The sequence below is a fragment of the Herpetosiphon geysericola genome, from assembly GCF_001306135.1.
GTDB lineage: Bacteria > Chloroflexota > Chloroflexia > Chloroflexales > Herpetosiphonaceae > Herpetosiphon > Herpetosiphon geysericola.
The window spans coordinates 38,388-58,401 of the sequence record NZ_LGKP01000004.1; the positions used below are offsets into that span (position 1 = coordinate 38,388).

General features: G+C 49.2%; 19 protein-coding genes. 1 reads left to right on the forward strand and 18 read right to left on the reverse strand.

Going from position 1 to position 20,014, the window contains the following annotated elements:
- The 7 genes from SE18_RS27905 to eboE form a co-directional block, all read right to left on the reverse strand.
- Complete coding sequence (locus tag SE18_RS27905) at positions 1 to 321, reverse strand: hypothetical protein (protein WP_152976517.1); 321 nt, start codon at positions 319 to 321, stop codon at positions 1 to 3.
- A 25-nt stretch (positions 322 to 346) separates the two neighbouring features.
- The gene (mtlA, locus tag SE18_RS27910) at positions 347 to 1,417 is read right to left on the reverse strand and encodes a PTS mannitol transporter subunit IICB (RefSeq protein WP_152976518.1); all 1,071 of its coding nucleotides are present in this window, start codon (positions 1,415 to 1,417) and stop codon (positions 347 to 349) included.
- 354 nt (positions 1,418 to 1,771) lie between these two features.
- Positions 1,772 to 3,313 carry a BglG family transcription antiterminator gene (locus tag SE18_RS01175; RefSeq protein ID WP_054532586.1) on the reverse strand — a complete coding sequence of 514 codons (1,542 nt, stop codon included), beginning with the start codon at positions 3,311 to 3,313 and terminating at the stop codon, positions 1,772 to 1,774.
- Between the two features lie 240 nt (positions 3,314 to 3,553).
- Positions 3,554 to 4,492 (reverse strand): hypothetical protein, encoded by a 939-nt coding sequence (locus SE18_RS01180; protein WP_054532587.1) that lies wholly within the window; start codon positions 4,490 to 4,492, stop codon positions 3,554 to 3,556.
- A 214-nt stretch (positions 4,493 to 4,706) separates the two neighbouring features.
- The gene (locus SE18_RS01185; protein WP_054532588.1) at positions 4,707 to 6,083 is read right to left on the reverse strand and encodes an alkaline phosphatase family protein; all 1,377 of its coding nucleotides are present in this window, start codon (positions 6,081 to 6,083) and stop codon (positions 4,707 to 4,709) included.
- Between the two features lies 1 nt (position 6,084).
- Complete coding sequence (locus SE18_RS01190) at positions 6,085 to 6,939, reverse strand: UbiA family prenyltransferase (RefSeq protein WP_054532589.1); 855 nt, start codon at positions 6,937 to 6,939, stop codon at positions 6,085 to 6,087.
- The gene (eboE, locus tag SE18_RS01195) at positions 6,923 to 8,122 is read right to left on the reverse strand and encodes a metabolite traffic protein EboE (protein ID WP_054532590.1); all 1,200 of its coding nucleotides are present in this window, start codon (positions 8,120 to 8,122) and stop codon (positions 6,923 to 6,925) included. Before eboE ends, SE18_RS01190 begins: the two co-directional genes overlap by 17 nt.
- Before the next feature lie 87 nt (positions 8,123 to 8,209).
- Here eboE and SE18_RS01200 point away from each other — a divergent pair, with 87 nt between their 5' ends.
- Positions 8,210 to 10,711, forward strand: coding sequence for an ATP-binding protein (locus SE18_RS01200; RefSeq protein ID WP_054532591.1), 2,502 nt, complete (start codon positions 8,210 to 8,212; stop codon positions 10,709 to 10,711).
- A 24-nt stretch (positions 10,712 to 10,735) separates the two neighbouring features.
- Here SE18_RS01200 and SE18_RS01205 read toward each other — a convergent pair whose 3' ends face one another.
- The 11 genes from SE18_RS01205 to SE18_RS01255 form a co-directional block, all read right to left on the reverse strand.
- Complete coding sequence (locus tag SE18_RS01205; RefSeq protein ID WP_054532686.1) at positions 10,736 to 11,563, reverse strand: TatD family hydrolase; 828 nt, start codon at positions 11,561 to 11,563, stop codon at positions 10,736 to 10,738.
- On the reverse strand, positions 11,563 to 11,865 hold the full coding sequence (locus SE18_RS01210) for a hypothetical protein (protein ID WP_054532592.1): 303 nt from the start codon (positions 11,863 to 11,865) through the stop codon (positions 11,563 to 11,565). Before SE18_RS01210 ends, SE18_RS01205 begins: the two co-directional genes overlap by 1 nt.
- Positions 11,866 to 11,877: 12 nt before the next feature.
- Positions 11,878 to 13,035, reverse strand: a complete 1,158-nt coding sequence (locus tag SE18_RS01215) for a 3-dehydroquinate synthase (RefSeq protein ID WP_054532593.1) — start codon at positions 13,033 to 13,035, stop codon at positions 11,878 to 11,880.
- 79 nt (positions 13,036 to 13,114) lie between these two features.
- Positions 13,115 to 13,861, reverse strand: a complete 747-nt coding sequence (locus SE18_RS01220) for a YggS family pyridoxal phosphate-dependent enzyme (RefSeq protein WP_054532594.1) — start codon at positions 13,859 to 13,861, stop codon at positions 13,115 to 13,117.
- Positions 13,851 to 14,657: a peptidoglycan editing factor PgeF gene (gene pgeF / locus SE18_RS01225; protein WP_160319452.1), complete on the reverse strand. Its 807-nt coding sequence runs from the start codon at positions 14,655 to 14,657 to the stop codon at positions 13,851 to 13,853. The genes SE18_RS01220 and pgeF overlap by 11 nt, the downstream gene beginning before the upstream one ends.
- A gap of 161 nt (positions 14,658 to 14,818) precedes the next feature.
- Positions 14,819 to 15,214 (reverse strand): phasin family protein, encoded by a 396-nt coding sequence (locus tag SE18_RS01230; RefSeq protein WP_054532596.1) that lies wholly within the window; start codon positions 15,212 to 15,214, stop codon positions 14,819 to 14,821.
- A gap of 63 nt (positions 15,215 to 15,277) precedes the next feature.
- Positions 15,278 to 16,015 carry a phasin family protein gene (locus SE18_RS01235; protein ID WP_054532597.1) on the reverse strand — a complete coding sequence of 246 codons (738 nt, stop codon included), beginning with the start codon at positions 16,013 to 16,015 and terminating at the stop codon, positions 15,278 to 15,280.
- 425 nt (positions 16,016 to 16,440) lie between these two features.
- A complete protein-coding gene (locus SE18_RS01240; protein WP_054532598.1) occupies positions 16,441 to 16,971 on the reverse strand; it encodes an SUKH-3 domain-containing protein in 531 nt (176 codons plus the stop codon).
- A gap of 2 nt (positions 16,972 to 16,973) precedes the next feature.
- Positions 16,974 to 17,534: an SUKH-3 domain-containing protein gene (locus tag SE18_RS01245; RefSeq protein WP_160319453.1), complete on the reverse strand. Its 561-nt coding sequence runs from the start codon at positions 17,532 to 17,534 to the stop codon at positions 16,974 to 16,976.
- A gap of 343 nt (positions 17,535 to 17,877) precedes the next feature.
- The gene (locus tag SE18_RS01250; RefSeq protein ID WP_083469644.1) at positions 17,878 to 18,534 is read right to left on the reverse strand and encodes a response regulator; all 657 of its coding nucleotides are present in this window, start codon (positions 18,532 to 18,534) and stop codon (positions 17,878 to 17,880) included.
- Positions 18,535 to 18,537: 3 nt separating this feature from the next.
- Positions 18,538 to 19,845 (reverse strand): sensor histidine kinase, encoded by a 1,308-nt coding sequence (locus SE18_RS01255; RefSeq protein WP_054532601.1) that lies wholly within the window; start codon positions 19,843 to 19,845, stop codon positions 18,538 to 18,540.
- Positions 19,846 to 20,014 lie beyond the last annotated feature (169 nt).

Sequence of the window (20,014 nt, forward strand, 5' to 3'; positions counted from 1 at the left end):
TTAGGCCTCCACCAGATCAGTGCCATCCTGCAAGCTTTGCACAACCTGATCGAACACTGGATCGTTGAGGAATTGGCTGAAGGCAATCACCACGGCATTTGGCGCTTGCTTGCGGGCAAAATCGGCCAAGCCTTTATGCACCAACACCAGTTTGGCATCGGTTGGCAACGAGCGCACCGATTTATGCACCACGCTAATGCTCAGATTGGCTTGTTTGAGTTTCTTTTTGAGCGCAGTAACGCCCATAAAACTTGAGCCAATCCCTGCTTCACAGGCAAATACGATGGTTGAAACATCGGCGGCGGCAATTGATTGAGCCATAACAAACCTCCTTGTTTGAAATTAATTAGTGAGCGGCAACGGTTGCGCCAGTCATTTCGGCTGCTTCTTGTTCGGCTTCAACAGCTTCTTGGCCTGGGAAGAGTTTGAGCAACACCGAGCCAACCACAAATGAGCCGATAATCCCTACAACCACACCACCTAAGACCGCAAAATGGCCGCCGCGTGGAATAACCGCAAAATAGGCAAAGATCGAGCCAGGTGATGGCGTGGCAACCAAACCAGCATCCCAAATCACAAACCAGAGGTCGGCCACAATCCCACCAGCCCACATTGCCACAATCATCATGGGGCGAGCCAAAATATAGGGGAAATAGATTTCGTGAATCCCGCCGAGGAAGTGAATCACGGCAGCACCTGGAGCCGATTGCTTGAGGTTGCCTTTGCCAGCAAACCAGAAGGCCAAGAGCAATCCCAAGCCTGGACCAGGGTTACTTTCGAGCAAGAAGTGAATCGCCTTGCCACTCTCTTTGACTTCCGCCACACCCAAGGGGCCAAGAATCCCGTGGTTAATCGCGTTATTGAGGAACAGCACTTTGGCTGGTTCGATCAGAATATCGGCGACTGGTAACAAGCGCGAATCAATGAGGAATTGCACGCCCGAACCTAAGCCATCGCTCAAAAATTCCACAACTGGGCCGATTGCCACATTGGCCAAGAGCACTAAGCCAGTTACCAAAAAGCCAGCAGAAAAGTTATTGATCAACATTTCAAAGCCGGTTGGCATTCGATCTTCGAGGAATTCGTCGATTTTCTTCATCAAATAGCCACCAAGCGGCCCCATAACCATGGCCCCGATAAACATCGGAATATCGGCCCCGACGATCACACCCATAGTTGCGGCAGCGCCAACCACCCCACCACGGGTATCGTGAATCATCTTGCCACCAGTGTAGCCAATCAAGGTTGGCAACAAATAGGTGATCATTGGGCCAACCAGCTTGGCAAAGTCTTCGTTGGGAATCCAACCAGTGGGAATAAACAGAGCGGTGATTAAGCCCCAAGCAATGAACGCACCAATGTTCGGAACAACCATTGCAGCCAAGAAGCTGCCAAAGCGCTGAATATGCTGTCGCATGATGGGCGTTTCTCCTTTGAAGTCATTGTTAATCGTCGTTGATTGGCCGTGGATTTCAGAATGGTGGTTCTGCTCGCTAACGCCCGGGTTGTTCGCGGAGCAACAGTCACCCACGGTTTCACACACACCGCTAAGAAGAGGTTCGCCGTGGTGTTTTGGCAGTGCCCTACACCATCGCGACGCTCCTGTCGTAGATTGTCAATCGAGGGAGATAGCTCCGGATGGACAGAGGTTCGATGTGTTTGTTCTATTCTTACGGTACAAGCGTTTTAGGCCATTGTCAAGCCATAAAACCCATTTTATTAGTTTGCTTTTTATTCGCTCAATTGCGACAAAATGCGATTATTTCGCAGCCTAAACCATCCACTGGGTGAGCGCGGCAATATCTTCTGGGTGCAACATCGGATGCACTTGGATGACATCAATCGGCACACTAGCCAGAGCGAGCGGCGCAGTTGTAATCACCAAATCCGCCTTGGCCAAACGTTCTGCAGAGAGCTCGCGCATCGATAGCACTTCAAAAATGCCAAGCTTGGGAAAACGCGCTTTGAGCCGCGCCACCAGAAGTTGGGTTGTGGCCATACCACTTGGGCAAACCACCAAAATATTGCGGGTTTGGACTGGTCGCGCCCGCACAACCGCCGCGCGCAAGAGCAAAATCAGTTCAGCGCGGGCATCAAGCGGCAAGGTTACGCCGATCGTCGCCAACAAAGTTCGATCAATCATGTCGGCCATGCGCCGCTCGGCTGCATAGCGCTCGCTCAGGGTTTCGCTGGCCTGATGGGTCGGAACCCACAAGCCAAAGCGTTGACGATTGCAAGCAGGCGGAATTAATGCCTCTAAGCCATCACGTAAAAGCTGATCGTTGGCTAAAGCTGGCACAGTGTAGCTTGTGGCAATCAGATCAATCAATCGATTGATTAAGTTATGGGTCACATGATCAGTTTCGCGTTGCTTGAGCCATGGTCGTTCGCGCGCGGCACAGACCAGTTGCAAACTCAAGCCAGCAATTTCGGCCTGTCTAGCGCTTGGCGTTTGCTCCAAGCCATAGTCAATGATTAATTGGCTGGCAATTGGCCAAACTACTTGTTGCTCAAGCCAATGCAAGGTTTCAGGATGCCACGTCAGGTAATGCTGGGCGCTGATCCGCTGCTGTTGCAAGGCCAAAGCCAAACTAAGCAGGCTGATTGCCTGATCGCTAAAGCGGGCATTTAACTGTGCTTCAGCCCAAATGACCTGCTGTTGAGCCTCAGCCAAATCAAGCTCGTGCAAAAAGCTATTGATCCGTTGAATAATTGGCAAGAGCGCTGCATCCTGCTGCAACACAAAATCAAAGCCAACCCCAGCCTGAAGCGTGATAATTGGCAAACTGAAGGGCACATCGCCCCATAACAAGGCTGCAATTGCTTGGCGTTTGGCCAATTCCGGCCCTTCAATCCAGCAGCCACGATGTTGCCGCCGCACCACTTGCAAGCCAAAACTTGCCAACCAAAGCTCCATCACATCGAGATCTTTGAGCACCGTCGTGCGCGCAACTGCCAAATCGTGCTGAAGCTGGTTGAGGGTCAATGGTTCAGGCGTAATTAACAACACCAAGCCCAAAAGCTGGCCGCGTTGCTCCGGCGTAAGAATCAATTGAAATTTGGCTTGCGATTCAAGCTCAGCATGCAGGCGTTGGCGTTGCAATGGCGAGCAGATCAGTTGAATGCCAACCCCTGGCACTTGGCGTAAACTGGCGTGGCGCCGAGCCAACCAAAGCTTAATACTGCGTAAACTATAGGAAACTTGGCGTGGCGTGAGATGCAAAGACTGGCCGAGCGCCGCAGCCCCGATTGGGGTTTCGGTGGTGAGCAAAAGGTACAATAGATCACGTTGAGCAGTCGTCAGCGACAGCATACGTTTACCCCATAGTGTGGAGCGAAATAGGTTCCCTACAGTGAGAGATTGTGTTTATGCTAGCTGCGATTTAGCCCATTGTCAAGCCCTAAAACACGTTTTATTAATACATTTTTTAGTAGGGCGATTAAGACAAAAGTGGATGATTTAACTATCTGCTTTCACAGCTTAATCAGCAAAATAGCAGCATTAACAACCCCTCTTCCAACGGGTTGGAAGAGGGGTTGAAGCAAGCGCTGCTTACTTCGCTTCGTCAGCTGGTTTTGAATCCTCATTGACGATCGGAATATTGGTTGCTTGGGTTTGTTCAGTGGCCTGAGGTTGTTCAGGGGCTGGTGGCCCATCCAATTGGCGCAAAAAGCGATCGGTATAGGTTTCTTCTGCTGGGTCGAAGTGCTTGGCAGCCCGCTCAAAATATGGCGTAGTGACACGGCGAGCAAACTCAAGCAAGCCCTCTTCTTGAATCGCATTCAACGACTCGCGATAATATTCAAAAATATGGGTATTGCCCAAGCTCCAGCCAGCTTGCAACGCGCCTGCGGCAACCACAGCTGAAACATCAAGCAACGATTGGCCTTCGGTGCGGGCGGTTTCGCGCAGTTGGTCGAAGGTATCGGCCAAAGCGGTTGGGGCAGGCAAGCTGCTGGCATTGGCTTTGATCGTTTCCCACGAGCTGCGCAAAGCTGAAACATCAAGCGGTGGCAAGTCCACGGTATCGGCGGCTACGCCGGAGGTACCTTCCAAGCGTTCGAGCAAGGCATCGACCGAATCGATATTGGCTTCTGCTGGCAACAATTGGCGTTGTTGCAACTCAGATACTAGCGCCGCCAAATAGGTGCGCGTGCCGCTCGTCACATCGGAGGCTGCGGCCAAAAACCACAGCGGCGACCAACCAAGGCTCAAAAAGCCGACCAATTCGACAGCATTGCCAGCGATTTTGCGCTTGGTCAGTTCTTCAATACCCATCGTTTCGTCAGTATAGACATTTTTTACATCGCCAACCAATTCGATTGTGATGCGCAGCAAGCGTTCAAATGTTACTTGATAGAGCCGCGTATTGCGCAAACTCTTGGGAACGATTACATTGCTGGCCTCGTTGACCAAGCCGCCAACTAAGGCTGCGCCTGCTCGTAGCGTGCGCTCTGGCAACGAAATCACATAATTTAGTGGTTTATCCATCGACATCTCCTTTGACAGCACCTGATCTAGGCTTGTACTAGGACGCTGCTCGCTACAAATTTGTTTTAGCCATTTTGATCCACGAAGCGCACAAAGGCTGAAACCGCGAAGAGCGCGAAGGGCACGAAGAATTATTTTTTGCCACGAAGCGCACGAAGGATGGCTATGGGCTATGGGATTCAGTTTTTTGACTTTTGACTTCATCCCTCATAATTCATCCTTCTATAAGGTGTCGCCACAAAATTTGGTAGACATCGGTGGCATGCAAGGCAGCTTCGGGCAAAAGCTCTGGCTGATTGGTCAGCAACAGTGGCGCATGATCAGGATCGCTGCTAATCACGCCATGCGAGCCGCGCACGACCGTTGGATCAAGCCCAATCACATCCATCACATAGCGAAAGCCGAGCTTTTTCTTGGCCAAGGTCATGCCAATTTTGGCCATTGGCACGCGCAAACTGGGGTCAACAAACAGCTCAGCAGGGTCGTAGCCTGGCTTACGATGAATATCCACCGCCCGCGCAAAATCAGGCGCACGCTGATCGTCAAGCCAATAGTAGTAGCTAAACCATGCATCAGCCTCGGCGATTGCCACCAACTCACCAGCGCGCTCGTGATCAAGGCCATATTCGCGTTTGCCTTCAGCATCAAGCACTTTGGCAATGCCCGGCGTAGCTTCAAGCAAGGCTTTGACGCGTTCCAAATAGCTTAAATCATTCACATAGACATGGGCAACTTGATGATCAGCCACAGCAAAAGCTTTGCTCACGCCAGCATCAAGCAATTCGCGGCCCAATTCTTCGCGCACAGCAATTAAGCCTGCTGCCCGCAACAAGCGATTAATTGCCACTGGTCGATTAACGCTGGTAATGCCATATTCCGATAAAATAATGATTCGAGCGTTGCGTTGCGCGTAAAAATCAAGTAAATCGCCAACAACTTGATCAATTTCAGCCAATTGCGCTGCACAGCGTTCAATATTCGCGCCATATTGCTGAAAACAATAATCTAAGTGCGGCAGATAAATTAAGCTCAACGTTGGATTATAGCGCTGCTCAACAGTTTTGGCTGAGCTGGCAATCCAACGTGATGAAGCAATTGAAGAATTCGGTCCCCAAAAATTAAATAACGGAAACTGACCAAGCTCACGTTGCAAATCATCACGTAATTCGGCTGGCTGGCTGTAAATATCAGGCAATTTTCGCCCATCAGCAGGATACATCGGGCGCGGCGTGACGGCAACATCAGCTGATGAATACATGTTGTACCACCAGAACAAATTGGCACAGGTAAAGCTTGGATCAAGCGCTTTGGCCGCTTCCCAAATTTTCGGAGCCTGCACTAATTTATTTGATTGACGCCAAAATTTAACTTCACATTCATCACGAAAATACCAGCCATTGCCCACAATTCCATGTTCGCTGGGCATTTTGCCAGTTAGGTAGGTTGCCTGCATGCTACAGGTTACAGCTGGAACAATTGGTTTAATTGAAGCTTGGGCAGTTTTGTGCTGCCATGCGCGTAAGCGTGGCGTATGTTGGCCAATTAATGAAGGCGTTAGGCCAACAACATTAATTACAACAGTTTTATGCATTTTAGGTTCCTTGAATAGAGCGTTGAGCCAACCGAGTAAGGCCAAAAGCGGCAATTGCCAACGAGCAAGCCCATAAATTGCCAGCAACAATGCATACGAGGGCATCGAAGAGGCTAATGCCTGCAATCAAACGGCCAATCGCTGGGCCAATCAAACGCTGGCGATAGACCAAACTGATGCTGTGCAAGACCCAACTCAGCAAGCCCACACTCACAATAATCGGGCTAAAATCGGGCGTAACTAAAGCATAGCCAGCCGGCAGCAGCACACACAACGCAGGCCACAGCGCCTTCAATTGCGGGCGTAGCTCCGATTTGGCGATAAAGGTAAAGCCCATCACATAGCAAAAGAGCAGGCCAACTGCCAGCCAGGCCTGCCACGAAAAATCAACACCCAAGGCCACAATTGTGCTGAGATAAACCAAAATCCGTGTGCCAGCCATCAGCAACGGACTGATTGGATTGGTTTTATGCCAAAAATCGTAGAGCACAATCAAGCCAACCAAGCAACTAGCCCACAGCAAACCAGGCAAACTCACCAGCGCTACACAGCCTAGGCCAACCACAAACAAGCCAATTGTCAGCAACAAAGCAGCTTTGCGACTGACGCGACCGCTGGGCAAAGGCCGATTTGGCCGTTCACGCAAGTCGATCGCATAATCGCACCAATCGTTAAACACCATGCCAGCGCTATAAAAGAGGCTAAATGCCAGCGCAAGCAGCCAGACCCGCCAATCGCCGATGCTCACGCCAGCCAAGGCCACGCCAGCTAAGGTATTGCTGATCACGGTCGGATTATTGGAGATCCGCATCAACTCCAAATAGCCAAACCAGCCAGATTTAGGCTTTGAGTTCATGCAACACCCACGCATATTCTCGCGCAATCGATTCGGTGAGAGCGAGCTTTAATTGGCTTGGCAGCACATCCCAGGTATAGGTTTCGATTTCTAAATGCTGGCTGTAGGGCTGCTCATTCAAAAACTGCAAACTTTCTCGCAAGGCTGATTGGGTGGCATTGAGCACCCCAAAACTGCTTGTAAAAATCGGCACATGAAAATGAATGCGCCATTCGCAGGCTTGGGGATCATCGATGGCAGCTAAGGCTTGGGGCAAATCGCGGTAGTGCAGCAACGAGCCATCACGATTGCGCTGAATCACTTGGTGCAAATAAATTGCCTCGCTAAATGGTGCTAAGGCTGTCGCCACAGCCTGACGATCGGCCCCAAGCTGCACTTGCAAGGCCGAGCTTAGCTGCACTTTGGCAATGCTCATGCCTGCTGCTTGATAATTGGTAATCACCGTGCGCGGCGCTTCGTAGGCCACCGCACAATGGCAGGTATCCAAGCAAGCGCCAACATGGCGGCGAATCGCAGTTTGGGCTTCGTGCAATGAGCAATTGAGCATGGCCGCCAATTCGGTAGCGCCAACAGCAAGCAACTGTTCAAAATAGCTGATCAGTTCGCTGCTGGTTTCGAGCAAGCCATCTGGTTCTGGCTCAAAGGCCAGTTGAATGAAAATGTCGCGCTCGCGTTCAAGCAGCACCAAGGCAGCAACCACATGCAGCACATGGCGATTGAGCAAAGCCCAAGGCACACTGGCTAAATCAGCAAACCATGGTTTGTAGCTCAACGGGCTGGTCGAAATTGAGCCATGCATACCCTTGGGCAGCAGCGCCGCCAAAATCTCGATCAAGCGCAGCGTATAGGCAACCCGTTCAGGCTCGCGCCAATCGGGCGCATGCACCTGATCTTTGACAGGTTGTTGATGAAACGGGTGATAAGGAAAGCCATTCAGGGTAAAAACATATAAGTTATGTTCAGCAAGCCAGGCTTGAAAGGCAGCTAAAGCAGTTGGCTGCAATAATTCGTGGCTTTCTTGGCCCGAAAGCCGCAGGCCAATGCCAAACGCTTGGTCGGGCGCGACCCGCTGTTTGAGATCGAGCACATGTTGTTGTAAGCCAGCCAAGACTGCTGGCCAGCCATTGGCAGGGTGAATATTGGTGCAATAGGTCAGTTGTAATTCACGCTCTAGCACATCCATTGATATAATCCTAGTGGCAAAATACTCAGGGCTAGTTTAACATACTATTATTTTACAGCTGCTTAATTATAGATGGATCAGAGCATTATGACTGATGTAGTTGTACGCTGGACAGCAGAAGCGATTCAAGAAGCGATTCAAAAACCCACAAAGTTTTTAGCTAATCCTCATTGGTTGCAGTATAGTCAACAACTCGGTGGCATTACCCAACTATATACCTATATGACAACAATGCCTTTAAAAGAAAAAGAACAACTTTTATTAGCAACTCTGCTGCAATATCCTGGTGCTTCTGTCGATACCTATACTCAATTGTTACATATTCATCATGCAACCTTTCATCGCCACCAAAAACAGCTTTTTGAACACTTAGCTGCCTGTCTTAATAGTCAACAAGTTGATCATCCAAACCATGATCGCTCAAAAGAGCTTGCGAAATTCTATGGACAACCAATTATTGGACGTGAACAAGAGCAAGCCTTAATCCAACGATTATGTGCGCAAAAAGAGATTCGTTTGATTACGTTAACTGGTTTAGGTGGGATTGGAAAAACAAGGCTTGCCTTGAGCGTTGTTTCTCTCTTAGAACATTCATTTAATCATAGAATAGTATTTATTCGATTAAATGAATTTGATACTAAACAAGCAGCATTGCGCACCATAGCCAATAAGTTTGGAATTATTGAATTAAATAAACACTCATTACTACAGCAAATTCAAGAATATTTATATACAAAACAATTACTACTCGTCATCGATAATTTGGAGCATCTAGTCGATTTCGATCAAGTAATTGATCATCTGATTAAAAATACAGTTTCTATAAAAATACTTATTACAAGCAGGAAAGTATTAAATTTAAACTATGAACACGTTATTCTTATAAATCCATTAGATTTTCCTGACGAAAATATCTATAATTGGCAAGATATTGCCGAATATCCAGCTATTCGATTATTTTATCAATGTGCTACTGCGGCTAATGCTAATTTTCAAATTACTAGCCAAAATATATCCTTTATTAGTAAAATCTGTCGATTAGTTAGTGGTATTCCCTTAGCAATTGAAATTATTGCTGCCTATATTCGCTATTTGTCAATCGAAGATTTATATACAAATATACAGCAATCATTATTAGATATTAATACGACACTTACTAATCATCCACCACAGCATAAAAATATACATAGTATTATCGATTGGAGCTTCCAGCAATTAGATCCGGAAACTCAGGCATGCTTTATTTTGCTTGGTTGTGGTCAGAGTTATACGTGGGATTATGCAGCAGCTCAATCATGGACACAACTAGAGCAATCAAGCTTGAATCGTTGCTTACAGCGATTAATTGATTATCATCTGCTTCAGGTTGATGGATCGAATCAAACAACTCGCTATTCAATGCATACGGTTGTAGCTGTATTTATTGAATATCTATTCCAAGCAGATGCGCAATGTGATAGTGTTATGCAACGTTATTATGCTTATTATGCCCAACATATGCAACAAGCTGCAACAAAAATTCAAGCAACAAGCTTGCAAGCTCCGATCTATGCAGCAATTAAGCAAGAATATCCCCACTATCGACGAAGCTTAACATGGTTTCTAAGCCAACCAAGTGGGAGCCATGCGCTTGAATTGATTCGCTCATTATGGCGCTTTTGGTTGACTCAAGGATTTGCCGTCGAGGGCTATGGGTGGTGTCAGCAATTATTAGCGTCGCAAACTCTCTCAAACTTGGAACTAGCACGACTTAATTTGATCACCGGCAATATTGCCCGTTTACAAGGCGCATTACACGCTGCCAAAGAGCTTTTTAAACGCACATTAGGCTTATGGCAAGCGCTTGAGCATAGCGAAGGCATTGCGTGGGGTTTAGCAAATTATGGGCTAACCGCAGTGATGATAGGCGATTATGCAGAGGCAAAACACTATCTTGCTCAGGCAATTGAGCATACCCAAAAGCATAATCATGGCTCAATTCAAGCTATTTGTTATGGTAATTTGACCGAATTGGCGCTCGAACAAGCCAATTATGCAGATGCAGCCGCCGCTGCGCAACAGGCGCTGATCTATTGGCAAACCCACAACGATCTATGGGGCCAAGCTACGGTTTTGCGCTATCAAGCCATTATCCATTTTGAGCAACGCCGTTTCAACGAATGTAAAGAGTGCCTTGAAGCTGCATATCAGTTTGGTTTATTAGCAGGTGACCACAGCCTCATCGGCATGCTCGCAACCCATCTTGGCGCGCTGGCAATCCACAATGCTCATTTAGCTCAAGCTTACCAATGGCTGTATCAAGCATTAACAATCCATCAGCAGCTTGGTGATCTGTGTGAATTAGCGCGAACCCTTGAATATTTGGCATGTTATTACACAACGATCCATAGCTATGAGCGAGCTTTGACATGTTTGAGTCGTTCCGATAAGCTCCATCGGCAAACCCAACGCCAGCGTTCGGTCTACGAACAGACACAATTTACTGCGTTATTGGATCAAGTAAAACATACTTTAGGTTCCGATTGGATTGGGATTTGGCATCTTGCGCACCAACAGGCAGTTGAAATGCAAATATTGGCTCAGCCATAAACCTAGCTGAGCCAATATTGATCTTTAATCGGCCAATGCTTGCGCAAGTGGCGCGAGCTTAAATTTGGGGCTTTGGCTCAAAAAGCGGCTGGGATTGGTATACACCACCTCGTGAATCCATTGCTGTGAATGGCCACGGCGGCGCATTTCAAACATACAATTGGGAATTGCCAGCGGTTGACTTGGACCCCAATCGCAGGCTGAAGCGACACATAAACGCTCAGTGCCATATATTTCGAGCATATCAATCGCGCGGCCTGGCGAAACTTTGGTCATCGGATAGAGCGTCAATCCCGCCCAAAAACCATGTTCAAGCACCATGCGAATCGTGTGCTCTTCAACATGATCAACCAACACCCGACTGGGGTCGATGCGGCTGTTGCTAGCCAAGGTTTCTACAATTGCCTTGGTGCCTTTGTATTTATCTTCAAGGTGCGGGGTGTGAATATGAATCAATTGATTGTGCTCAAGCGCCAATTCAACATGATCGATAAAGGTGGCTAGCTCGTTGCGGGTCACTCGATTTAGGCCAATTTCGCCAATTCCCAGCACATTTGGGCGCTCCAAAAATTGTGGGATTATTGCCAAAACTTCACGCGCTAGTTCGCGATCTTCGCCTTCTTTGGGGTTCAAACAGAGCCAGGTATAATGCTGAATGCCATATTTGGCGGCGCGTTGTGGTTCAAACTCGGTTAAATGTTTAAAATAATCAGCAAAGGCACTGGCAGAAACCCGATCATAGCCAGCCCAAAATGCTGGTTCAGTCACCGCAACACAGCCAGTCAAGGCCATGGCATGATAATCATCGGTGGTGCGCGAAACCATATGCGCATGCAAATCGATATAGTTGATCATTGCTCGCTCTCCTTGGCAGCGCCATAAGCACTTTGGCCATCGCGTTCAGCGCGTAGCTCGCTACTCAGATCGCTCAACAACATTTGAATCCGTTCGACACGGCCAAATTCGCTGCTATTGAGCGCTGCAAGCGCTTCGCGAAAAGCCTTGATTCGAAAATCGTCGTTGGCATTGTGCTCAATCGAACGATCAAAGCGATCCAAAAAGGCAGCAATATCTAAGATTTTGGTCCGATGCTCAATAAATTCAAGCTCGATTAATTCACGTTGGGTCTTTGGGCAAGAGCCTTCAATCTGCATATCATCCTCGTTTCAAGCGCGTTCGGCTAAAGAGCGAATGGCTTGTTGCATAACGCTTAAATCAATTGTATGAACGTCATAGGGTTGGCCGATGTCACGAATTAATGTGATGGTTAATTGGCCGCCAAGGTGTTCACGAAACTCAGTCAAGCCACTCAACAGGCTTTGGGGATGCATTGGCTGCTCAAGATAGCTGCTCAAGGCTGGGTGATAAAGATCGAAGCCAACCGCAGTTAAGCAATTTAACACCCGTTGCCAAGTAGGCTCAGCTAAATCACCCAGCAAATAGCTATAGGTGCAATCGAGCGCAATGCCAATCGCTACTGCTTCGCCATGACGCAAATTGTAATCGCTGAGATATTCAAGTTTATGCGCTGCCCAATGGCCAAAATCCAAGGGGCGCGCCGAGCCACGCTCAAACGGGTCGCCACCAGCAATGTGAGCAAGATGCAGCTCGGCACAGCGAAAAATCTGATCCTGCATTACCGCCAAATCGCGCTGCTGAAGCGCCGATGTCGTTTGCTCAATCGTGGCAAAAAAGGCAGAATCTTTGAGCAAAGCCACCTTAATTGCCTCGGCAATGCCGCTACGCCAATCGCGCTCACTGAGCGTGGTCAGAAAGTGGCTATCGTTGAGCACAGCGTAGGGTGGCGCAAACGTGCCTAGAAAATTCTTTTTGCCAAAGGCGTTGATACTATTTTTCACCCCAACTGCTGCATCGTTTTGAGCCAAAACCGTGGTTGGCACGCGAATCAAGCGCACGCCACGATGGGCGGTTGCCGCCGCATAGCCAACCATGTCGATTAATGCCCCGCCACCAATCGCCATCACATACGAATGGCGATCGATCGCATAGCGATTAATCCCTGCATAGACTGCCTGTAATGGCTCGCTACTATGTTTAATCGCTTCGCCGCCAGCCAGCACCAGGCTTGGCTCGACCAATTCAAAGGCTTGACTAGCTTGGGCATAGGCCTCAATCTCGGCTAAGAGGGTCGGGTGATGCTCAGCCACAGCTTGATCAAGCACAACCCAAAGCTTGGGCTGGCTCAGCGCTGGAGCAAATATAGACGCTAAACATGGGTTAGCTCGGTCAAAAAGTTTATGAGTGCAATGCACTGGATACGAATAACGAACTTCAAACGCTTGCTGGATCGAACGCATAGCCATCTCTACCACTATGAGCAAATGCTCCAAATACTAAAATTAGAATATTCCAATTTTAGCATAGCTTGTAGTAGGCCGTTATTTAGCGTGCGCCAAACAACGCAGTGCCTACCCGCACAAACGTCGAGCCTTCCTCGATAGCCACCTCAAAATCGCCGCTCATGCCCATCGAAAGCTCTGGTAAGTGGCGATCAAGCTCCTGCTCAAGCGCATCGCGCACGTCGCGCAAGGCTCGAAAGCATGGCCGCACCACGCCCGCAACATCATCAGAATAGGGCGCAATAGTCATAAAGCCCTGCAAATCGATCAACGGTAATTGAGCGATCGCCCGAACTTCGGCCACAAACTCGCGCCACGCAGGGTTGCGCAGGCCACCAGCTAAGGCAAAGCCATCTTTGGAGCGCTCACCAGAAACATTGACTTGCAGCAAAATTGGCAAGGGCTGCGGAATTACCGCCGCTTCTTCATCAACAATCCGGTTGAGAATTTCGGCCAATTTAAGGCTATCGATTGAATGAATTAATGAAAAAAGCTTGGCAGCGCGCCGCGCCTTGTTGCGTTGCAAATGGCCGATTAAATGCCAGCGAGTTTCAGCAAGTGCCGCGGGCGTTTGCAGGGCAATTTTCTCCTCGGCCTCTTGCACCCGATTTTCGCCCACATCGTGAATGCCAGCCGCCAACACTGCATTGACCCGCAGCATTGGGTGGGATTTGGTGACCGCAATCAAGCGAACGCTGGCAGGATCGCGCTGACTGCGCTGAACAGCCTGGTCGATCCGTTGCTGAATCTGGGCAATTTGTTCCAACAATTGAGCCTGATCAAACGGCATGACGTACCTCGCATAGACCAATCACCGCAGCAAAGCGACCGGTAGCTCCGGCTTCGTGACGATGTGAAAAGAATCTATCATTATGACAAGCTGTACATAAATTCATGTTAATCAGGTTGGCAGGTTGAATGCCAGCTTGCAGCAACCAATGGGCATTTGCCGCCCATAAATCAAAATGCGGACGCTGTTTGCCAAGTTGGCGCAACAACACATGGGTCGAATGCTCACCAAACGCTTGTTCAACCGCGCCGATCACTGGCTGATCGACCTCATAGCAGCATGGTCCAATCGCTGGGCCGATGGCTGCCAGAATGTTGGCTGGCTCGGAGCCAAATTGGGCTTGCATGGTTGTGATGACCACTTTGGCAATATTATTAACTGTGCCTTGCCAACCAGCGTGAGCCACGCCAACCGCCTGAGCAATCGGATCGAAAAAGAGCAATGGTGTGCAATCGGCAAAATTGGCCCACAGCACCAGCCCAGGCTGGTTGGTGACTAAGCCATCGGCTGGCGGCAAGGTTGTTTCGCGCTCGCTCGCGCCGCGTCCGCGCTGCAATTCGCCCACCACAGCGACGGTCGTGCCATGGATTTGGCCCGCCAAAACCGCATCATCCAAGTTAAAGCCAACCTGTTCTGCAAAGCGGCGGCGATTTTCCAAGACGGCAGCGGGATCGTCGGGCCGCGAAAAACCAAGATTGAGGGTTGCATGGGGTGGTTTACTGACCCCACCTTGGCGGGTTGAAACGCCATGAATCAACTCAGGATACCGCAAGAAGCGTTGGATTTGCTCGATCATGCCAACCCCCATCAGATTGCTTGAATTTAACCAGCAATGTAAAGCGTGCTAGCGCCCATCATAACACCAGATACAGCTTGGTTGAGAAGCAAAAATCCCCCTTGAATGGTTTTTTGCCATTCAAGGGGGATTTGCACTTTGCGAAGCAGCAGGCCTAGGGGTTAGGCGTTGCGGCTTTTCTTCAATTCTTCCACCCGAGCCGAAAGTTGGGCAATTTTGTCGCTCAACTCGTCAATATCGCGCTTTGATGGAATATTCATGCGGTTAAGCACTTGTTCGAGCCGTGATTCAACCCGTGATTCAGCTTCATCGGCAACATGCTCAACTTCGCGTTTGCGGCGCGAAAGCACATCATTCAACAAGGTTTTAGCTTCGCGTTCGGCAACTTCACCACGATCGACCAAGCGACCAACGAATTGTTCCATTTCGTCGCGGGTCATGGCGACAGCGCCAACAGCAGCCAACATCAATTTGCGCACACCATCGACAAATGGCACGCCACGATCGTCAGCATCTTTCTTGATTTCATTCAAGTTTACTTCGATTTCATCAGCCATTACAATAACTCCTTTGGATTGACCTATCGCTCACCAGTTGTTTCAGTATAGCACCGCGCCAAATTAGCCGCGAAGCGCTTCGATCCGACGTTCAACTTCGCGTTGAACGGTAATGCGCTTGGCGTGGCTGGCTTCAAACAATTTGACGTGATGTAATTCGGCGATGCCCAAGCCATCGAGCTTGGCAATGGCTTCTTCAGCACGCAAGGTCTCGTAGCCAGCAAATGGCTCGCGAATTTCGCCATCGACGGTCAGGTGTTTGGCAACCGATTGTTCAATTTCGCGTTGAACGGTGACGCGTTTGGCGTGGCTGCTTTCGTAGGCTTCCAAAGCAAACAGTTCATCAAGGCTCAAAGTTGGCAACAAAACAATAATTTCTTCGGCAGTAAGATTTTCGTAGTTGGCAACTGGGGCGATGCTGCCATCGCTGCCAAGTTCGCGCAATTGGGCGTTAAGTTGGGCGATGCGGGTATCGAGCACGCGCAAGGTTTTGCGTGAAGGAATGTTCAAGTTTTCCAAGACATCGCTTACACCGCGCTCAACAGTTTGGCTAGCATCTTGCACATCGTTATTCAAATTGTTTTGCTCGCGGCGGAGGCGCACATTCAAATCTTTCAAATCGCCGCGAACTCCTGCGGCTACTTTTTCGCCGCGCTTGATCAATTTTTTGAAGGTTTTTTCACCGTTATCGATGGCCAACCCTGCAATCCCCAAGCCTGCCAACCATGAACGGCGAGCAACTTTTTGGGCGCTTTTGACTTGTTTTTCAGTCGTGTCAGCAATTTGGCGAATGATCGTCATAGATCGCTCCTTTGGGTAAACCGCCAAGCGGCAGTTTTTTTATAGCATGTGTTGTTGTTTCGATGTCATGACGCGTTGCGTTATCAAGAATATAACACAGCGCGTCATAAGTGTCAAGAGCGATTAATCACAGAATTGGTGATCTCTCCGATTTACTGGCCGCTGATCCCTAACACCTACTGCCTCAGCTATGCTCTTGGCTATTGGCTTGGGGATATGGGAACAGCAATCAAACAATCATTCGTGTAATTCGGGTAATTCGTGGCGAAGAGAGATTAGGCGATTAGCTATTGGCTTTGGGAACCTAATCTGTGGTCATCTGTGGCTCAAATGTACTTCGCGGTTCCATTTTGCGAGCGCCTAACTGCTTGTTCATCAAGCAACATTGAGGCCATGCACGCTGATGCTGCATTGATGATTCAAAATCAAAGCTCTTCGCTAATTGCTTGAATCAACAAAAACGATTGCAGAAGCCGGTGCAGCGCAAGCGGCAAATTTGCCCCAAGCAAAGATAAACCTTTAAGATGATAATAATATGACGTTGATTCAAGCATAATTTGCCCATTGGAAAGCACAAATAGCGAACTCTCATTTCGATTTGGACATTTAATTCTGCCAATTGGGGCAATTTGCAAACCACTCAGCCGGATGTAGGTATGAGAATACCAAAAGGCTGCCTCGCTAAATGCTGGGGCCAGCTGTGGCAGTAATTGAATCTCAATTGGGTCATCAGTCCATGCAAATAGCGCTTCCAAGCTTGCATCGAGCGGCCATGGCTGGGCTAGAGTTGCACTATTGAACTGAAAACCACCATAACGGCTCAATAACTCAATCAGCTGGGGAAAGATTGGGTATTGCTGCTGACGCAGCTCATAGAGCCATGGTTCAGGATCGATCTGTGCATCTGACTGCCAGCCTGCTGCTAACAACAGTGAATCAATAATTGGCTTAATCATGGCTACTCCTTGGCTACATTATCAAACAAAACTGCATACTCAGCTAAGGCATTCAAGCCCTCGCTGGGCGTGGTTCCCCAAATTTTCAAAGCCGATTTAGCCACATCAGCCAAACCACCCCAACGCATATTGTAGAATTGGCCAGTCATAATCCAACCATCAGAAGTCAAAAAAATCGTGCTTCCCACATCATACGAGCCAATTGGGCAAATCAAACGCCCATAATCGACAATCAACGGATGGTTAAGCCAGTAGGGCGCAGCTTCATAATCGGCATGCTGAGAATACGCAGGAATGAAATTCTCAAACATTCGCCAAAGCCGATAGGGAATTCCGTGATGCTCAAAAACTTGATCAGCAAAAATAAATCGATTATGGCTACCTAAGGTTGTTAGGCCACCAAATTGGCGTAAAAATGCTTCAGCCAGCGGAAATAGCGGATACGTCGCTTCTACAATGTGCTCAAGATGCACTGTAGGATCAACATCGCGCGCTGGAGTCCAGCCAAGTTGGCGATAGACGGTTTCGGCGATTGGCGAAAGTTGGAGTTCAAGTCTTTCCATTAATAACAATTCCTCAATCGATTCCACATACAACATATGGACGCTGATGAAGTTCCATATTGAGCTTCATGCTGAGGATAGTTTAACGAAGCAGCTTGATTAAGTATAGGAGCTGCAGATGAATGGTGCAGAGTTTGCCTATCAATTTGCCAGAAATTTCTAGCTTTTGGGGAGCACTGAAGCGTGGCCTAGCGGCCTAGGTGGGGAAATCTGTGCATAGCGTTTAGCTTAAATCGGGGCCAGCCGATCATGAGTTAATTTAACGAAGCGCACATTGAGCACGCGCAATAGGCCAGCTCGTTGCCCCAAAGCATTCTATGGCGCTTATGGATCGAGGCCGATGCTAGATGCTGTCACGCTGATGCAAGCCATGCTCAACCGCTAAGAGTGCTGCTTGGGTGCGATCGCCAACCTCAAGTTTGGCTAAAATCGTACTCACATGATTGCGGACTGTGCCTTCAGAAAGCCGAAGATCGTCAGCAATACTGGCGTTGGTATAGCCCTTGGCAATCAGATTGAGAACCGTTCGCTCTCGTTCGGTTAGGCGCTGGGTCAATTGGCTTGTTGCTGGGCTGCTACGCGCTTGGGCAACCTGATTCAGCAAGCGGCCAGTTACATGCGGGTCGACGTAGGCATTGCCTGCAACCGTGCCGCGAATCGCAGTCACCAAGTCGCTGTGGGCCAAGTCCTTGAGCAAGTAGCCTGCTGCTCCAGCCCGAATCGCCTCAAATAACCATTCATCATCATCATAGGTTGTCAAGACAAGCACCTTCACGCTTGGTTGGTTCGCCCGAATCTGGCGGGTGGCTTCAATGCCATTCATAACAGGCATTTTGAGGTCCATAAGTACCAGATCTGGTTCCCATTCAGCACTGAGATGGACTGCATCACGACCATTACTCGCGGTAGCAACCACCTTAAGATCGGGGTCAAGATTGAGCATAATCGAGAGGCCATCACGCACGACCGCCTGATCGTCACAGATTACGAGCTTGATCATCAATTACCCCTTTCCATAAAAATGCACCGTGACGCAGGTTCCTGCATTGGGCCTACTGGTTATGAAGATCGTGCCGCCAAGTTCCTGAACCCGCTCTTCCATGCCTGCAAGGCCGAAATGGCCGTTGAGTGGTGTGGCCGTAAGGTCAAAGCCACATCCATCATCGCGCACCGTTAGGCAGAGGTCGCCATCATCGTGGCTCAATTGCACCAGCAGCTGTTGAGCCTGCGCATGCCGAATCGTATTCCGAATGGCTTCTTGGGCCACGCGATAGAGACAGGTTTCGATCTCAAGCGCCATGGGTGGAAGCAAGGGCGGAATCTCAAGCGCAAGCGTAAGTGGGTTGGTGGCAGCCAGTTGCTCCGCCAATTGGCGAACGGCCAGCGCAAGCCCCAAATCGTCGAGTGGGCGCGAGCGTAAGGCTTTCAAGGCAAGGCGCGTCTCTTGAAGTCCATGGCGTGCTGCCTCCAAAGCTGAATCGTGCAAACTATGACTGGTTTGTGGATCAATCGTGCGATACAGTTTGGCAGCCTCCAACTGAACAATTAAGCCACTCAGCGCATGAGCCAAGGTGTCATGTAACTCCCGAGCCACCCGATTGCGCTCACGGCTGATGGCAAGTCGTTCTTGGGTGCCTGCATAATGACGCAGCTGAGCATGGGCCTCGCGCAGGGCCGCATTCTGCAAACGAAGCCGCTGCATCAACGCCGAGAGCGCATAGCCAAAAACCAAAAAGGTGCTGGTTTGCACAATTGTGATTGCAACTGCTGAGCTAAACCGTGGCGCGCGCAGCAAAATAGGCCCCAAAATCAGCGCACCCGTGGCAAAACAAAACCACACAACCTGACGCCAACTATACGTCCATGCAACCATCACAACGGCCACACATAACATCGGGCATAGACGCAGAACGACCAAACCAGGCTCGGCGCTAATTGGGCCTTGGCCGCTTGTAATCAGCGGAGTAAGAGCGATTGGAACGACCGAGATCAGCGCCAGAATTAGCGGCATAAACCAGCGGCCTAAAGTCCGTTGGGCCGCATCCCAGCTGGCTAAGCCAAATACAATTCCCGCTAAAGCCATATGAATTACATAATAGAACCATGGCAAGGGATAGGCGCCTGGTCGTGAGATTAATGAAACCCAATCAAGGCCCGTTAAAATCAAAAAATAGCTTATCCACAACAACGCCACACTTTGTAAAATCCGTTTAATCGTCAAGCCGCCACTTCCATGCTCGGGGTCGTGGACTGCATTTAACAACGGGTTGGATTGGCTGGCGCTAAACGTGGCTGCCTCGTGGACATGCATAGACATTCCTTGCGGTGGTCATGGGTCAGTTGCCCGTCCGCATTATAGCATGGCGATTTTTGGGGTCGCAGTGCCAAATGTCATGATCTTATGGCCAGACCCTATGACAAATGTCATCCCTCATATGCGGCCAAATAATGACATTTGGCACGTAGGGCCAAGCCCCATG

Bases quoted from the DNA above. Each gene is read 5' to 3' on its own strand.
- SE18_RS27905 (WP_152976517.1), bottom strand. From the start codon at position 321: ATGGCTCAATCAATTGCCGCCGCCGATGTTTCAACCATCGTATTTGCC.
- mtlA (WP_152976518.1), bottom strand. From the start codon at position 1,417: ATGCGACAGCATATTCAGCGCTTTGGCAGCTTCTTGGCTGCAATGGTT.
- SE18_RS01175 (WP_054532586.1), bottom strand. From the start codon at position 3,313: ATGCTGTCGCTGACGACTGCTCAACGTGATCTATTGTACCTTTTGCTC.
- SE18_RS01180 (WP_054532587.1), bottom strand. From the start codon at position 4,492: ATGGATAAACCACTAAATTATGTGATTTCGTTGCCAGAGCGCACGCTA.
- SE18_RS01185 (WP_054532588.1), bottom strand. From the start codon at position 6,083: ATGCATAAAACTGTTGTAATTAATGTTGTTGGCCTAACGCCTTCATTA.
- SE18_RS01190 (WP_054532589.1), bottom strand. From the start codon at position 6,939: ATGAACTCAAAGCCTAAATCTGGCTGGTTTGGCTATTTGGAGTTGATG.
- eboE (WP_054532590.1), bottom strand. From the start codon at position 8,122: ATGGATGTGCTAGAGCGTGAATTACAACTGACCTATTGCACCAATATT.
- SE18_RS01200 (WP_054532591.1), top strand. From the start codon at position 8,210: ATGACTGATGTAGTTGTACGCTGGACAGCAGAAGCGATTCAAGAAGCG.
- SE18_RS01210 (WP_054532592.1), bottom strand. From the start codon at position 11,865: ATGCAGATTGAAGGCTCTTGCCCAAAGACCCAACGTGAATTAATCGAG.
- SE18_RS01215 (WP_054532593.1), bottom strand. From the start codon at position 13,035: ATGGCTATGCGTTCGATCCAGCAAGCGTTTGAAGTTCGTTATTCGTAT.
- SE18_RS01220 (WP_054532594.1), bottom strand. From the start codon at position 13,861: ATGCCGTTTGATCAGGCTCAATTGTTGGAACAAATTGCCCAGATTCAG.
- pgeF (WP_160319452.1), bottom strand. From the start codon at position 14,657: ATGATCGAGCAAATCCAACGCTTCTTGCGGTATCCTGAGTTGATTCAT.
- SE18_RS01230 (WP_054532596.1), bottom strand. From the start codon at position 15,214: ATGGCTGATGAAATCGAAGTAAACTTGAATGAAATCAAGAAAGATGCT.
- SE18_RS01235 (WP_054532597.1), bottom strand. From the start codon at position 16,015: ATGACGATCATTCGCCAAATTGCTGACACGACTGAAAAACAAGTCAAA.
- SE18_RS01240 (WP_054532598.1), bottom strand. From the start codon at position 16,971: ATGATTAAGCCAATTATTGATTCACTGTTGTTAGCAGCAGGCTGGCAG.
- SE18_RS01245 (WP_160319453.1), bottom strand. From the start codon at position 17,534: ATGGAAAGACTTGAACTCCAACTTTCGCCAATCGCCGAAACCGTCTAT.
- SE18_RS01250 (WP_083469644.1), bottom strand. From the start codon at position 18,534: ATGATCAAGCTCGTAATCTGTGACGATCAGGCGGTCGTGCGTGATGGC.
- SE18_RS01255 (WP_054532601.1), bottom strand. From the start codon at position 19,845: ATGCATGTCCACGAGGCAGCCACGTTTAGCGCCAGCCAATCCAACCCG.